Genomic DNA, 13,872 nt, shown 5'->3' with positions numbered 1-13,872 from the left:
GCGGCCATGCCGCAGCCGCTGCGCGAGCGGCCGTGGACCGAAATGGCGCGCAGCATGGTCAGCGGCGAGGCGGCCATGCTCATCATGGGCGATTGGGCCAAGGGCGAACTCAATGCCTGGGGCATGGAAGTGGACCAGCAGTTCGGTTGCGCGCCAGCGCCAGGCACGGCTGAGTTCCACCTCTACAATACCGATACCCTGGCCATGTTCGCCGGCAACCATGCGCACCAGGCCATCGAATCCGAGATCAATGCGCTGGGTAAAGGACATCGGCACCCAGTCCTGCACCACGCTGCGGGCCAGTTCGTTCAGTTCCACCGCGACCATGCCGGATTGCGATTGCTGGTTCTCGGCGCGGGCCAGCGAGAGCAACTGGTTGACCAGGCGCGTGGCGGTTTCCGAACTCTTGGCCAGTTGTTCCAGCGAGCGTCGCACATCGTCCTGGTCGCCCTGGCGCAGCGCCAGTTCGGATTGCATCCGCATTCCGGCCAGCGGGGTTTTCATCTGGTGCGCAGCGTCGGCGATGAAGCGTTTCTGGATCGCGATGGTCTGCGACAGGCGCGCCAGCATGTCGTTGAGCGAGCGCACCAGCGGCGAGATTTCTTCGGGCACCTGGCCGGAGTCGATGGGGGAGAGATCGTCAGGGCGACGCGCGCGGATGCGCTGCTGCAATTCCGACAGCGGCGAGAGCCCGCGCGAGAGTGCGAACCAGACCAGCGCCAGCGCCACCGGCAGGATCACGAACTGCGGCAGGATCACGCCCTTGATGATTTCATTGGCCAGTTGGGCGCGTTTTTCCAGCGTCTCGCCCACCTGCACCGTGGCCAGGCGCGGCTCGTGCTGGGCCGCGCGCTGGGCGGCGCTACGGCGCAGGTCGACTTGCAGGGTGGCGATGCGCACGTCGCTGCCGTGCAGGATGTCATTGCGGAACTGTACCGTGCCCAGGGTAGCGCGGTCGTCGTCGACTGGCGGCTGGGGCATGTCGACGTCACCTTCCACGTATTCGCCGTTGGGACCGGTGACCTTGTAGTAGATGTTGTCGATGTCGTCGGCCCGCAGCAGGTCGCGCGCCGAGACCGGCAGGCGCGCCACCACCTTGCCGTTGACTTCGGACACCTGTTGCGCCAGCACGGTGACGCTGTCTTCCAGGGCGCGGTCAAAGGGCTGGTTGGCGATCGATTGCGCGATCAGGTACGTGATGGCGATGCTCATCGGCCACAGCAGCAGCAGCGGGGCCAGCATCCAGTCCAGGATCTCGCCGAACAGTGAACGCTGGATGCGCTCTACCGGTTGCGTGGCCAGGGCGGCGCGACGCTTCTTGCGCGGCGGCGCGGCCGGCGCTGGCGGGGCCGGATCGGGAGAAGCCGGGGCGGGGTCGCGCGCGGTCATGGGCGATCAGCGCGAGCGCGCTACCGGTTCAGGCGGCGTTGTTGGAGGCCGCCAGCGGTGCAGCGCCGGCTTCGGGCAGCTTTTCCAGGCAATAGCCCAGCCCGCGCACGGTGGCGATGCGCACGCCGCCGACCTCGATTTTCTTGCGCAGACGATGGACATAGACTTCGATGGCATTGTTGCTGACTTCCTCTCCCCATTCGCACAAGTGGTCCACCAGTTGTTCCTTGGAGACCAGACGGCCCGTGCGTTGCAATAATACTTCCAGGAGGCCCAGTTCCCGCGCCGACAGTTCCAGCATCTGCTCGCCGATGTAGGCGATGCGACCGACCTGGTCGAACGACAGCGGGCCGTGCTTGATGACGGTAGGACCACCGCCGGCGCCGCGCCGGGTCAGCGCCCGCACCCGCGCCTCCAGTTCGGACAGGGCGAAGGGCTTGGCCATGTAGTCGTCCGCACCCAGGTCCAGGCCTTGCACGCGCTGCTCCACCGAGTCAGCCGCGGTCAGGATCAGCACCGGCAGGCGCGAATTGCGGGCGCGCAAGCGGCGCAGCACCTCCAGCCCTGACATCTTGGGCAGGCCCAGATCCAGGATCAGCAGGTCGAAGTCCTGGGTGGACAGGGCCGAATCGGCTTCCACCCCGTTCTTGACGCAATCGGCGGCATAGCCGGAATGGCGCAGGGACCGGGTCAGCCCGTCGGCCAGTACGCTGTCGTCTTCAGCAAGGAGGATGCGCATAGAAATAGATCAGCGAGACGGGCTCGGCTGATTTGTCTCGGATGATTGAATTATTGTGGTACTTTTCATTCATATTCCCCTAATTCAAAGACCAATGCAAATCAGGCATATCCTGATGTGCTGTTTTTTTGTCGTGGATCAGGGACCGGCCCGAAGTGTAACAATTCAGACTTGGTCATTGAAGTCTGAAGCTTAGGCCTTATAGTAGGGGCATCAGTAAGATTTACTTGCTGTCGGCGCAATCTTTGTTGTTATAATTTCTCGCATCCATTGCTGGAAAATCTGATGAAACGTGTGTGGGTACTCCTGCTGATCTGTCTGTTACCGGTGCAAGTCTTTGCAGCGGTGCTGACTTACGCCAGCTCGATGGCCGCCACCGATTTCTCTGCCCCGGCTCCGGTGCACGCCACTGTGGCGGTGCAGCACCTGGTGGCCAAGCCCGCTTCCCTGTCCGATCATCATGTCCATGTCGTGAGCGGCGACCAGTCGCACGCCTTGGCCTCTGATGCTGGCAGCAGCGATGACGACAGTGCCGGCTATGCCGACAATGGTGAAGATTTCTCCTCGCACGCCGGTATCGGTGACGAACCCGTGCTGATCCACTCGCTGGCCTTCGCGCCGCAAACCTCCCGCCTGGCGCCCGCTCTGCGTAGCGATGCCGCCCTGCAACCCCCGTTCCTGCCGCGCGCAGGACGTCCTCCCCGGGCCTGAGTCCGTCGCCCCGCGCGACAGGTCTTGCTGCGCCCGCTGAACTGCCCCTGATTTCCCGAGGCTTCGCGCCGTGCGACAGCAGGCTCCTGCTCGTGCGCGGCCAGCCCTGGCCTGCCTGCGCCAAGGCTGATGCGGATTTCGCCAGGGCAACGAGCAACTTGAGTCCTTTTCGAAAATCACGGCCGATGTGACCGCATCACATCATCAGAATCTCTAGGAGAAAGTATGAAAAAAGCATTTGTCGCGCTGATAGTGGCGGTCATGACGCTGTCTGTTGGCATGTCGGCAGTCGAAGCCAAGCGTCTTGGCGGCGGCGGCTCGATCGGCAAACAGTCTTCCAGCGCCAGCCGTCAGGCGCAGAGCCCGGCCCCGATGCAACAGAACCAGGCCGCCGCGGCCAAGCCGGCTGCCCCTGCCGCCGCACCTGCGGCTGCTGCGGCCAAGCCGAGCATGTGGAAGGGCTTGCTGGGTGGCGCGCTGCTGGGTCTGGGCCTGGGCGCACTGCTGTCGCATTTCGGCCTGGGTGGCGCCCTGGCCAGCATGATCAGCACCATCGTGACCGTGGCCCTGATCGCGCTGGCGATCATGTTCGTGATCCGTCTGGTCCGTCGCAAGTCGGAAGGTGCACAAGCCTCGCAACCGGCGCCGGCCTGGGCTTCGGCCGCACCGCAAGCTGCGGATAACGCCTCGGGCACGCCCCAGATCGGCTCCCTGCTGAAGACCGACCAGTCCGCTGCCGCGACCACCCAAGGCGGTTTCGGTGGTGGTTTCGGCAATGCCGAGGCAGCGCCTGCCTATGGCATTCCGGCTGGTTTCGACACCGTGGGCTTCGTGCGCAATGCCAAGACCTATTTCATCCGCCTGCAAGCGGCATGGGACAAGGCTGACATCAACGATATCCGCGAATTCACCACCCCCGAGATGTTTGCCGAGCTGCGCCTGCAGATCCAGGAACGTGGCACGGCCTCCAACCAGACCGACGTGGTCTCGCTGGATGCGGAAGTGCTGGGCGTGGAAACCGTGGGCAATGATTACCTTGCCAGCGTGAAGTTCTTCGGCTTCATCAAGGAAGACCCGAGCGCCTCGCCGGCCCAGTTCGCCGAGATCTGGAACCTGTCCAAGCCGGCGACCGGCCAGGGTGGCTGGGTGCTGGCAGGTATCCAGCAACTCGATCCGGTGCAGGCATAAGCCTGCACGAGTTCGGTAAGAAAGTTCATGTAGTACGTATCAGTTTGGCGCGGAAGGCGGCGGTTAGTGGATGAGCGTCGCCAATCCGTTTTACCGCCGGCTTTTGCCGGCGGTTTTTTTATGCGCATTCCACGCCTGTCTTTTTCCTTCATACGGGCCTCTAGCCACCCTCTGGCCTGCCACCGCGGCGCCGTCTTTCCGATGTCTTGACTCTCCCGCTGCGAGGCGAAAAAAAAGCACCGCATCAGCGGCGCTTGCTTGCATGGTCTTGCCTGTCGTCCCGCCCTTGATCCCGCTGCTCGCACGATGATGTGCGCCTGTCGGTCAATGGGAAGAGTATCGCCACCACCACCAGGATGAGCAGCAACAGTAGCGTCACCTGATCCAGTCCATCCATGATCAGGCCACCCCTGGCGGCGTCCAGATCGCCACGTCATTGGTATTGACCTTCCGGGGCAACAGGCCGGCCGCCAGGAAGGCGTCGGCAATGCGTTGCTGCTCGCTGAGTGCCTCCAGCCTGATCGCGCGCACCGCATAGCTGCGGCGGCTGTTGGCCAGTTCGATGGTCTCGGCATCCAATCCCCACAGCGGGGCGAGGAATGCCGCTGCCTGCCTGGGTTGCTGCTTGACCCATTGGCCGGTCTTCTGCAGTTCCTCGAACACCACGCGCAATACTTCAGGTCGTGCCTGCGCAAAGCTGGCCGAGGCCAGGTAGTAGCGCTGGTAATCAGCCACGCCGCGACCATCGGCCAGGATACGTACCTGCGACTGGCGTTGCACCCCGGCCAGGAACGGATCCCAGGTGACCCAGGCATCCACGCTGCCGCGCTCGAAAGCGGCACGGCCATCGGCCGGCGACAGATAGGCGACATCGATGTCGCTCCATTTCAGTCCGGCCTTCTCGAGCGTGGCGATCAGCAGGTAGTGCACGCCCGCTGCCTTGGTCACCGCAATCTTCCTGCCCTTGAGATCGGACGTCGTGCGCAGCGGCGAGTCGGCGCGCACCACGATGGCCTGGGCCGCCGGCGAGGGAGACTCCTGTGCCACGTAGGCCAGCCTGGCGCCTGCGGCCTGGGCGAAGACCGGCACCGTATCGGCGACGTCGGCGCTGAGGTCAACACCACCGACGTTGAGTGCTTCCAGCAAGGGCAGGCCACTGGCGAATTCATGCCAGCTGATCTTCGCGCCGCTGGGGGCGAGCAGCTTTTCCAGCGTGCCATTGGCCTTGAGGATGGTCAGCAGGGTCGAGGATTTCTGGTAACCGATGCGGATGGCCTTGTTCTCTTGCGCCAGCACGCTGGTGCTGGCCAGCGGGGCAAGGCTCAGGGCGGCCCCGGCTTGCAACAGGCGACGACGGGTGGGGTCAGGGGTGTGCTTGGGCATGGCAGATGCTCGCTAAGGAATCAGGAAGTCTTCTGGCTGGATTGCCGCCGTGCTTCACGCCAACCCAGGCTCTTTTGCTCGACGGCGCGCAGTAGCCCATCGCTGAACTTGCCCAGCAAGGCCAGGATCAGGATGGCCGCCAGCACCAGGTCGGGCCGGCTGCTTTCGCGGCCGTCCGAGAGCAGGTAGCCGACGCCGCGGGTGGCGGCAATCAGTTCAGCGGCCACCAGGAACATCCAGGCCAGGCTGAGTCCGCCGCGCAGACCGGCAAAGAGATAAGGCAGCGAGGCCGGCAGCAGGATGTGACGGATCAGTTCGGTCGTGTCCAGCCCCGAACTGCTGCCCACTTCGATGAGCTTGTGGTCGATGTCGCGGATGCCGGCCACCAGGTTCAGGTAGACCGGAAAGAAGGCGCCGATGGCGATGAGCACCACCTTGGGTGTCTCATCGATGCCCAGCCAGAGCAGCAGCAAGGGAATCCAGGCCAGGCTGGGGATGGCGCGCAGGGCCTGGAAGCTCGGCTCCAGCAGCGCTTCGGCGCGACGGCTGATGCCCACCAGCAGGCCCAGTGCCACTGCCAGCACGCTGCCGATGGCAAAGCCGGCTGCCACGCGCGTGACACTGGCGACGATGTGCGGCAGCAACTCGCCACGGGCCGCCAGCGACCACAGGGTGTGCGCCAGTTCGCTGGGCGGTGGCAACAGGCGCGAGGGAATCAGCTCCAGCCGGGCACCGGCTTCCACCAGCAACAGGAAGGCCAGCGGTACGATCCAGCCGGTGAAACGGCCGGGCCGATAGCCATCGTCATGCGGCCAGCCGCGGCGACGGCGGGGGAGGGGCCGTGAGCGGATTGCCTCATCCGTGCTCGTGCCGTTCAGGGTGACCGGTGCGCGCATGAGCTCAGGCCTTCACCACGTCCTGCGCATAGGAAGGATCGATCAGCGCATTGATGGTGCGCGGCAGATCGGTGCTGCTCTTGACCAGGTCTTCTTCCAGCAGGATAGGGGCGGCGGCACGCAGGGCTTCGATGTGTTCGCGGCCAATCTGCGGGTGCGAGAAGTCGTTGCGCTTGAGTTGCAGTCGGGCCACCGGCGCCGACAGCCTGGACTCTTCCGAGAGCAGTGCCACGGTCTCATCGGGATGAGCGATGATCCAGTGGCGCGCCCGTTCGTAGGCGGCCAGGACGCGCTTGACCTGGTCCGGGTAGCGCGCGGCGAAGCTGTCGCTGACGTTGAGAAAACCGTAGGTATTGAAATTGACGTTGCGGTAGATCAGGCGCGAACCGGCCTCCAGTTCGCTGGCCGCCAGGTGCGGATCGAGCCCGGCCCAGGCGGCCACGCGCCCTTGTTCCAAGGCGGCGCGGCCATCGGCGTGCTGCAGGTGGACGATCTCGACGTCGCTCTTCTTGAGGCCGTTTTCATGCAAGGCGCGCAGCAGGAACAGGTAGGGATCGGTGCCCTTGGTGGCGGCGATCTTCTTGCCCTTCAACTCGCTGATGGAGCGCACCGGCGAATCCTTGCCCACCGCCAGCGCCGTCCATTCCGGGCGTGAATAGATATATACCGCCTTGACCGGATTTGCATTGGCGCGCGCCAGCAAGGCCGCCAGTCCAGCAGTGCTGCCGAAGTCGATGCTGTCGCTGTTGAATTTTCGAGGGCGCGGGTGCTGCCCTGGCTCAGTACCCACTTGACCTCGGTACCTTGCGGCTTGAAATCTCCTCCAGCCAGCCGAACTTGGGCAGTACCAGGCTGGGCGGGCGAGTAATACGCATAGTCCAGGCGCAAGGCCTTGGGCGTTTGGGCGGCGCCTGCGATCAGTGGCGTGCTGCCCAGCAGGGGGGCGCCGAGCGCGCCCGCGCCAGGCGGAGGAAGTGTCTGCGTTGCATGGAGGCGTTCCCTGTGTGATGGAGAGGCCGGCGCCAGGTGCCGCAGCACGGGCGGCACAGGCCGGACAGACCATCACTCTAAGGACGAAGGGCAGACGGCAGAACGACTATTTTCACGCTTGGTTATGCGCTTTGCGCATGTGAGGGGATGCTGGCGGGGAAGAGGAGGGGCGCCAGGCTCGCCGTGCCGATGCTCATGTGCTCATCTAGATGAGTGCTCGTGCGCTGGAGTATTCCTGGCGACCTGTAGTCTTGCACAGGAAGCGTACCGCAGCGCAGGCTGCGGCCCTCTCGCATCGGCTCAGATCAAGGCAGGCACAGCTCGAACAGCGCACCACCCTCGGGATGGTTGGACAGGCGTGCTTCGCCATGCTGCGTTTCCTTGTTGTGGGCGGTGGCAATCGCATTGCACAGGTCCATGCCCAGGCCGGTGGAGGGCTTCTTTTCCTGGGTGCCGATGCCGGGGCCATCGTCGCGCACGGTGAAGATCACGCCGCCTTCGGGATGCTTGCGGCAACCCACGGCGATCTGCGTGCGGGCGAAACGGCTGGCGTTCTGCAATGCGGCTTCCAGCGCCAGCGCCACCAGGTGTTCGTCGAAGAAGCCGATCACCGGCATCTCGGTTTCGTCCACCGTGAGTGCAATGTCGCTGCTGCGGCTCACCGACTGCTCGCGCACCAGTGCGTCCAGGAAGTCCAGCGGCGAGACCGCCTCGACCTGGGCGCGCAGGCCCTGGGAGTCGGCTTTGTACAGGGTCAGGAAGGCGATCAGCTTTTCCTGCAGGGCCAGGCAGGTGACGTGGGCTTGCTGGGCGCGCGGCACGTCGTCGGACAGGCGGCGCAATTCCCCCTCCAGCACGCCCAGGGAGTTTTTGATGTCGTGAATGATGATCGCGGCAAGCTTGGGATCCATGGTCAGCTCTTCGGGGCTACTTTGCTCAGGGTGTCACGCAGGAATTTATGCATCTTGGCGACTCTATCGTTGCCGGGAATCAGGCGGTCCAGGGTGGCCAGGTAGCGGCGCACGCGCTTGACGTATTCTTCGTTCCAGCCGCGCTGGCTCATCCACAGCAGATGCAGCTGGGCCGAGGCCAGCAGCACGCCGGTGTTCTCGGGCATACTGGCCAGCGCTTCTTCCAGCTTGGCCAGCGATTCGTCGGGCTTGGCGCTGCGCATCAAGGCATTGGCTTCGGCGATGATGCTCATGCATTGCTTGACGGCACCGTCGATCAATTCCTCGGCCAGGTTGGCCCGGCCAGTATCGGCAAGCACCTTGCGTGCCAGCATCTGCAGGGTCTTGTTTTCGTGGTCGGATTTGATGGCTTCGGCGATCAGTTGCGCGCCTTCCTCATCCTTGCCCATCGAGAAGGCAGCCTTGGCCAGGGCCAGTGCAGTGGTGTCGGAGCTTTCCTTGGCAGCGGCCTGGCGCGCGGTCTCGAAGGCTTGCTGGGCCGAGATGGTGTCACCCAGTTGCACATAGGCCTGGGCTTGTACGGCGGCTTGCGCCGAGACGAAGATGTTGGATTCCTCGTAGCGGCGCGGTGCACTTTCCAGCAGGCGCAGCGCGGCATCGGGGTCGCCGCTGTCGATGTGGACCTGGGCCAGCGAGAGCAGGTCGGTGGGTTGCGCGGTGAGCGAGCCCTTGGTGTGCTTCAAGACCTTGTCGTAGGCTTCGCGCGCCTGGTCCAGGTGGCCGCTGCGGTAGGCCACGTCGCCCACCAGGCGGCTGCGGCGGGCCGAGGGAATGATCTCGGACGACTTGGTCAGCGCCTCCAGCGCACCTTCCTGGTTGCCCTGGGCTTCATCGATCTGCGCCAGCAGGTCGTAGGCGGCGATGAACTGCTTGTTCTGCGCCAGCACGTCCTGCACGATGGTGCGCGCATCATCCATCTGACCGGCCACGATGTTGCAGCGGGCCAGGCCGATCTTGGCCCAGACCAGGTCGTCGCGCATGGCCAGGGCCTGCTTGTAGACCTCGCGCGCTTCATCGATGCGACGCTGCTCGATCAACAGCGTGCCCTTGGTCTTCATGATTTCCACGATCCACTTGGGCGCGGCCTTGAGGACGTTGTCGCATTCGATGATGGCACCGGCCATGTCCTTGCGCTTCATCTTCTCGGTCACCGGCAGCATGGCGTGCTGCTTTTCCAGCAGGCGGTCCACGCGCTCGGCGATGCGGCTGGCCGTCAGCGGCTTCAACATGTAGGCATCGGGCTGGAACTCGGCAGCGCTGGCCACCAGGTTGTAGCCGCTCTCGGCGGTGACCATGATGAACATGCAGGTCGGCGAGAGCATGTTCTGGGTGCGGAAGAACTCCAGCAGTTGCTGGCCGTTGCTTTCCTTGTTGAGGTTGTAGTCGCAGATGATCAGGTCATACGTGCTGGATTGCACGAAGCGGATAGCTTCATCGGGCGTGGCCGCCTGGTCGACCTTGGTGACGCCGAGCTGGCCAAGGTGCATACGGATGTTCTGCCGCATCGTCGGCATGTCGTCGATGACCAGGCAGCGGAGGGCGCTGATGTGGCTAAAGGGCACTAAACTCATGAGAACGGTCTATCAAACGATCTATCTGTCTGTTCGGGATTGCGGAAGGCGTGGAGCATGGAAAATTGCCGCAATGCAATATGTCGTGAGATGACGTACATTGGACGCTCATTGACGCAGAGCTGACGAATTATTCCTACCAACTCGCGAGTGTGCCGCTTTTTTTCCTTCCATGCATCATTACTCTACGATTTATGAAGTTTTTGGGCGCCCCCGCTCTCGTATAATTGTGGTTTTCGCCCACGGATGAACCGGGGCCGACAAAAACGCTTGCATGGAGCACTGTTTTTTTATACAGTATCGCTCTATCGGGGGCGGTCATCCACTGCCCCCCGGGCAATATCTGCAATACCTCCCCTGACACCCCTTCTTCACGACATTTTGCCGAGAGAGATTTATGGACGACAAAAAAGCTGCGAACAACTCTGAAAAGAGCAAGGCGCTGGCCGCCGCGTTGGCACAGATTGAAAAGCAGTTTGGCAAGGGCTCGGTGATGCGCATGGAAGACGGCGTCATCGCCGAGGAAATCCAGGCGGTCTCCACCGGCTCGCTGGGCTTGGACATCGCCCTGGGCATCGGCGGCCTGCCGCGCGGCCGCGTCATCGAGATCTACGGCCCGGAATCCTCCGGCAAGACCACCCTGACCCTGCAATCGATTGCCGAGATGCAAAAGCTGGGCGGCACCTGCGCCTTCATCGACGCCGAGCACGCATTGGATGTCACCTACGCGCAAAAGCTGGGCGTGAACCTGAACGACCTGCTGATCTCGCAGCCTGACACCGGCGAACAGGCCTTGGAAATCTGCGACGCCCTGGTGCGCTCGGGTGCAGTGGACCTGATCGTGGTCGACTCGGTAGCCGCGCTGACACCCAAGGCCGAAATCGAAGGCGACATGGGCGACTCCCTGCCCGGCCTGCAAGCCCGCCTGATGTCGCAGGCGCTGCGCAAGCTTACCGGCAGCATCAACCGCACCAACACCACCGTCATCTTCATCAACCAGATCCGTATGAAGATCGGTGTCATGTTCGGCAACCCGGAAACCACCACCGGTGGTAACGCGCTGAAGTTCTACGCCTCCGTGCGCCTGGACATCCGCCGCACCGGTTCGATCAAGTCGGGTGATGAAGTCATCGGCAGCGAAACCAAGGTCAAGGTCGTCAAGAACAAGGTTGCGCCGCCGTTCCGCGAAGCCCACTTCGACATCCTGTATGGCGAAGGCACGTCCCGCGAAGGCGAGATCCTGGACCTGGGTTCCGAGCACAAGGTAGTCGAGAAATCCGGTGCCTGGTACAGCTACAACGGCGAACGCATCGGCCAGGGCAAGGACAATGCCCGCAACTACCTGAAGGAACACCCGGAACTGGCCCGCGAGATCGAAAACAAGGTCCGCGTCGCCCTGGGCGTGCCGGAACTGGCCGCGGGCGGCGAAGCAGAAGCGCAGGCTTCCTGATCCTCATCCAGGCGCTACCGTGACACCAGGGTTTGCCTGAGCCCTTGATGTCAGGGTGGGGCCTGTCCCTCCCGCCTGTGCCGCGCCGCTCCGGTGGCATGAGCGGGAGGGCAAACATGCGGCACCGCTGTATAGCAACACGGCATCATTGCTCCATCGCTCCATCGCTTCATCGCTTCATTGTTTCACTTCCATGGTGTCACCTGCTTCTTTCGTTGCACCCGTTTCTTCCGTTCCATCGTCCGTGTAGTCGAACGTCATGCCAAGACCGCCGATCAGCCTGAAAGCACGGGCGCTCAAATATCTCTCTTCACGTGAGCATAGTCGCCTGGAACTTGCGCGTAAGCTTGCCCCTTACGCGCAAGAGGGTGACGACATCGAGGCACTGCTGCAGTGGCTCGAACAATCCCGTTTCCTTTCCGAAGAACGCTTTTCCGAGTCGCTGGTCCATCGCCGTTCGGCGCGCTACGGTAACCAGCGCATCTTCTCCGAACTTCACGGTCATGGCATCGAAGGTGAAGCCATTGCCGACCTCAAGGCCGACCTGGCCGCAGGCGAAGGCGAGCGTGCCGCCCAGGTGCTGCGCCGCAAGTTCAGCGTCCCCCCGGCTGATGCCGAGACGCGGGCCAAGCAGATGCGCTTCCTGCAGCAACGCGGTTTTTCCCATCGCAGCATCCGCCAAGCCTTCCAGACGGCCTGGGCAGAAGACGAAGACGCCTCCTGACATCAAGCTGTTGAATCAGCCCCAGGCGCGGCGCGTCATCCATTCATTTCCCGGTGGATGGGTATGTCACTTCTTTCAGTCCCATCTTGCGGTAATCTCGGCTCTTTGCATTGCCTGTTAGCGCTACCGGCGAACAGGCGAGCCTGCCTGTGCTAGAATTCGGAAGTTTTTGCTGCGGCGCGCAAGCCTGAGGAGATACCGCGTGTTGCCGGTTCGTTAAAACGGCGCAACGGTGCAAGGCCCACGTCAGGAGCAGGAATGGATAATGCGGACGCTTCGGTGCAAGCCGGCGCGTTTCGAATATCAGACCAACTAAAGCAGACGGCATGAACATGCCCAATTCTACGAATTCACTCGCAACCCGCGCAGCTCACGCCTGCGCCCGCTTCCATCCGGCAACGGATGCGATACCCGCCTGCGGGTTGCAGTCTGCTTTCTCGACGGCCGGCATGACGCCGGCTACCGAATTTCAATCCGGCAAGTCTTATTCATTCAGTGTCTAAAGGGAAGCTCCCATGAAAATCCATGAGTATCAGGGTAAAGAAATCCTGCGCCAGTTCGGCGTAACCGTGCCGCGCGGCATTCCTTGCATGTCGGTCGACGAAGTCGAAGCGGCTGCCCAGAAACTCGGCGGCCCGGTGTGGGTCGTCAAGGCCCAGATCCATGCTGGTGGTCGTGGCAAGGGCGGTGGCGTGAAGGTGGCCAAGTCCATCGAACAGGTCAAGGAGTACGCCAACCAGATCATGGGTATGCAACTGGTGACCCACCAGACCGGTCCTGAAGGCCAGAAGGTGCGCCGCCTGCTGATCGAAGAAGGCGCCGACATCAAGAAGGAACTGTACGTTTCCCTGGTGACCGACCGCGTCTCGCAAAAGGTCGTGCTGATGGCCTCCAGCGAAGGCGGCATGGACATCGAAGAAGTGGCCCACAGCCACCCGGAAAAGATCCACAACGTCATCATCGATCCGGTCGCGGGTCTGACCGACGCCCAAGCCGACGACGTGGCCGCCAAGATCGGCGTGCCTGCCGAATCGATCCCGGCTGCCCGCCAGAACCTGCAAGGCCTGTACAAGGCTTACTGGGAAACCGACGCTTCCTTGGCTGAAATCAACCCCCTGATCCTGACCGGCGACGGCAAGGTCATCGCCCTGGACGCCAAGTTCAACTTCGACTCCAACGCCCTGTTCCGTCACCCGGAAATCGTCGCCTACCGCGACCTGGACGAAGAAGATCCGGCTGAAGTCGAAGCTTCCAAGTTCGACCTGGCCTACATCTCCCTGGACGGCAACATCGGCTGCCTGGTCAACGGCGCCGGCCTGGCCATGGCCACCATGGACACCATCAAGCTGTTCGGCGGCGAGCCGGCCAACTTCCTGGACGTGGGCGGCGGTGCCACCACCGAGAAGGTCACCGAAGCCTTCAAGATCATGCTGAAGAACCCCGAACTGAAGGCCATCCTGGTCAACATCTTCGGCGGCATCATGCGCTGTGACGTGATCGCCGAAGGCGTGATCGCGGCTTCCAAGGCGGTTTCCCTGAAGGTGCCCCTGGTGGTCCGTATGAAGGGCACCAACGAAGACCTGGGCAAGAAGCTGTTGGCCGATTCCGGTCTGCCGATCATCTCGGCCGATTCCATGGAAGAAGCCGCCCAGAAGGTCGTGGCAGCCGCCAAGTAAGTCAACCCAATACGCAAGCCTGCGCGGCATGAGCCGCCGGCTGCAAGCGATTGCAGTCCCAGGCGCCGCCGGCGGCGCAGGCATCACAGTCAAGGAAGAGAAATGTCGATCCTCATCAACAAAGACACCAAGGTCATCACCCAAGGTATCACCGGCAAGACCGGTCAGTTCCACACCCGCATGT

The 13,872-nt window shown here is 62.9% G+C and carries 11 protein-coding genes and 1 pseudogene; 5 read left to right on the top strand and 7 right to left on the bottom strand.

Annotation, left to right across the window (positions count from 1 at the left end; genetic code table 11):
• Positions 1 to 1,389: sensor histidine kinase (locus tag I5W_RS06005; protein WP_252716914.1), on the bottom strand; the 1,389-nt coding region annotated here is incomplete at its 3' end.
• 28 nt (positions 1,390 to 1,417) lie between these two features.
• Positions 1,418 to 2,128 (bottom strand): response regulator, encoded by a 711-nt coding sequence (locus tag I5W_RS06000; protein ID WP_017455224.1) that lies wholly within the window; start codon positions 2,126 to 2,128, stop codon positions 1,418 to 1,420.
• A 285-nt stretch (positions 2,129 to 2,413) separates the two neighbouring features.
• Between I5W_RS06000 and I5W_RS05995 the strand changes: the two genes are divergently transcribed.
• Positions 2,414 to 2,839, top strand: coding sequence for a hypothetical protein (locus I5W_RS05995; RefSeq protein WP_044528558.1), 426 nt, complete (start codon positions 2,414 to 2,416; stop codon positions 2,837 to 2,839).
• Positions 2,840 to 3,064: 225 nt separating this feature from the next.
• Positions 3,065 to 4,027, top strand: a complete 963-nt coding sequence (locus I5W_RS05990; RefSeq protein WP_044528557.1) for a Tim44 domain-containing protein — start codon at positions 3,065 to 3,067, stop codon at positions 4,025 to 4,027.
• 399 nt (positions 4,028 to 4,426) lie between these two features.
• On the opposite strand, the gene I5W_RS05985 is transcribed toward I5W_RS05990, so the two are convergent.
• The 5 genes and pseudogenes from I5W_RS05985 to I5W_RS05965 form a co-directional block, all read right to left on the bottom strand.
• Entirely contained in the window at positions 4,427 to 5,410 is a 984-nt protein-coding gene (locus I5W_RS05985; protein ID WP_044528556.1) for an aliphatic sulfonate ABC transporter substrate-binding protein, read from the bottom strand.
• 20 nt (positions 5,411 to 5,430) lie between these two features.
• Positions 5,431 to 6,306 carry an ABC transporter permease gene (locus I5W_RS05980; RefSeq protein WP_083893471.1) on the bottom strand — a complete coding sequence of 292 codons (876 nt, stop codon included), beginning with the start codon at positions 6,304 to 6,306 and terminating at the stop codon, positions 5,431 to 5,433.
• 4 nt (positions 6,307 to 6,310) lie between these two features.
• A pseudogene (locus I5W_RS05975) lies at positions 6,311 to 7,295 on the bottom strand (aliphatic sulfonate ABC transporter substrate-binding protein).
• Positions 7,296 to 7,601: 306 nt separating this feature from the next.
• Entirely contained in the window at positions 7,602 to 8,207 is a 606-nt protein-coding gene (locus I5W_RS05970) for a sensor histidine kinase (protein WP_017455216.1), read from the bottom strand.
• A gap of 2 nt (positions 8,208 to 8,209) precedes the next feature.
• Positions 8,210 to 9,838 (bottom strand): tetratricopeptide repeat-containing response regulator, encoded by a 1,629-nt coding sequence (locus I5W_RS05965; RefSeq protein ID WP_017455215.1) that lies wholly within the window; start codon positions 9,836 to 9,838, stop codon positions 8,210 to 8,212.
• A 397-nt stretch (positions 9,839 to 10,235) separates the two neighbouring features.
• Between I5W_RS05965 and recA the strand changes: the two genes are divergently transcribed.
• The 3 genes from recA (at position 10,236) to sucC (ending at position 13,688) form a co-directional block, all read left to right on the top strand.
• The gene (gene recA / locus I5W_RS05960; RefSeq protein ID WP_034313178.1) at positions 10,236 to 11,288 is read left to right on the top strand and encodes a recombinase RecA; all 1,053 of its coding nucleotides are present in this window, start codon (positions 10,236 to 10,238) and stop codon (positions 11,286 to 11,288) included.
• A gap of 259 nt (positions 11,289 to 11,547) precedes the next feature.
• Positions 11,548 to 12,012 carry a recombination regulator RecX gene (recX, locus tag I5W_RS05955; RefSeq protein WP_044528555.1) on the top strand — a complete coding sequence of 155 codons (465 nt, stop codon included), beginning with the start codon at positions 11,548 to 11,550 and terminating at the stop codon, positions 12,010 to 12,012.
• Positions 12,013 to 12,527: 515 nt separating this feature from the next.
• Positions 12,528 to 13,688 (top strand): ADP-forming succinate--CoA ligase subunit beta, encoded by a 1,161-nt coding sequence (sucC, locus tag I5W_RS05950; protein ID WP_017451515.1) that lies wholly within the window; start codon positions 12,528 to 12,530, stop codon positions 13,686 to 13,688.
• Positions 13,689 to 13,872 lie beyond the last annotated feature (184 nt).

It is taken from the genome of Herbaspirillum sp. B65 (assembly GCF_000333555.1).
GTDB lineage: Bacteria > Pseudomonadota > Gammaproteobacteria > Burkholderiales > Burkholderiaceae_D > Herbaspirillum > Herbaspirillum rubrisubalbicans.
The sequence above is the reverse complement of the archived record's forward strand: the minus strand, read 5'-3'. Positions and strand labels throughout refer to the sequence as shown.

Coding starts and splice junctions, on each gene's coding strand:
- I5W_RS06000 (WP_017455224.1), bottom strand. CDS start 2,128: ATGCGCATCCTCCTTGCTGAAGACGACAGCGTACTGGCCGACGGGCTG.
- I5W_RS05995 (WP_044528558.1), top strand. CDS start 2,414: ATGAAACGTGTGTGGGTACTCCTGCTGATCTGTCTGTTACCGGTGCAA.
- I5W_RS05990 (WP_044528557.1), top strand. CDS start 3,065: ATGAAAAAAGCATTTGTCGCGCTGATAGTGGCGGTCATGACGCTGTCT.
- I5W_RS05985 (WP_044528556.1), bottom strand. CDS start 5,410: ATGCCCAAGCACACCCCTGACCCCACCCGTCGTCGCCTGTTGCAAGCC.
- I5W_RS05980 (WP_083893471.1), bottom strand. CDS start 6,306: ATGCGCGCACCGGTCACCCTGAACGGCACGAGCACGGATGAGGCAATC.
- I5W_RS05970 (WP_017455216.1), bottom strand. CDS start 8,207: ATGGATCCCAAGCTTGCCGCGATCATCATTCACGACATCAAAAACTCC.
- I5W_RS05965 (WP_017455215.1), bottom strand. CDS start 9,838: ATGAGTTTAGTGCCCTTTAGCCACATCAGCGCCCTCCGCTGCCTGGTC.
- recA (WP_034313178.1), top strand. CDS start 10,236: ATGGACGACAAAAAAGCTGCGAACAACTCTGAAAAGAGCAAGGCGCTG.
- recX (WP_044528555.1), top strand. CDS start 11,548: ATGCCAAGACCGCCGATCAGCCTGAAAGCACGGGCGCTCAAATATCTC.
- sucC (WP_017451515.1), top strand. CDS start 12,528: ATGAAAATCCATGAGTATCAGGGTAAAGAAATCCTGCGCCAGTTCGGC.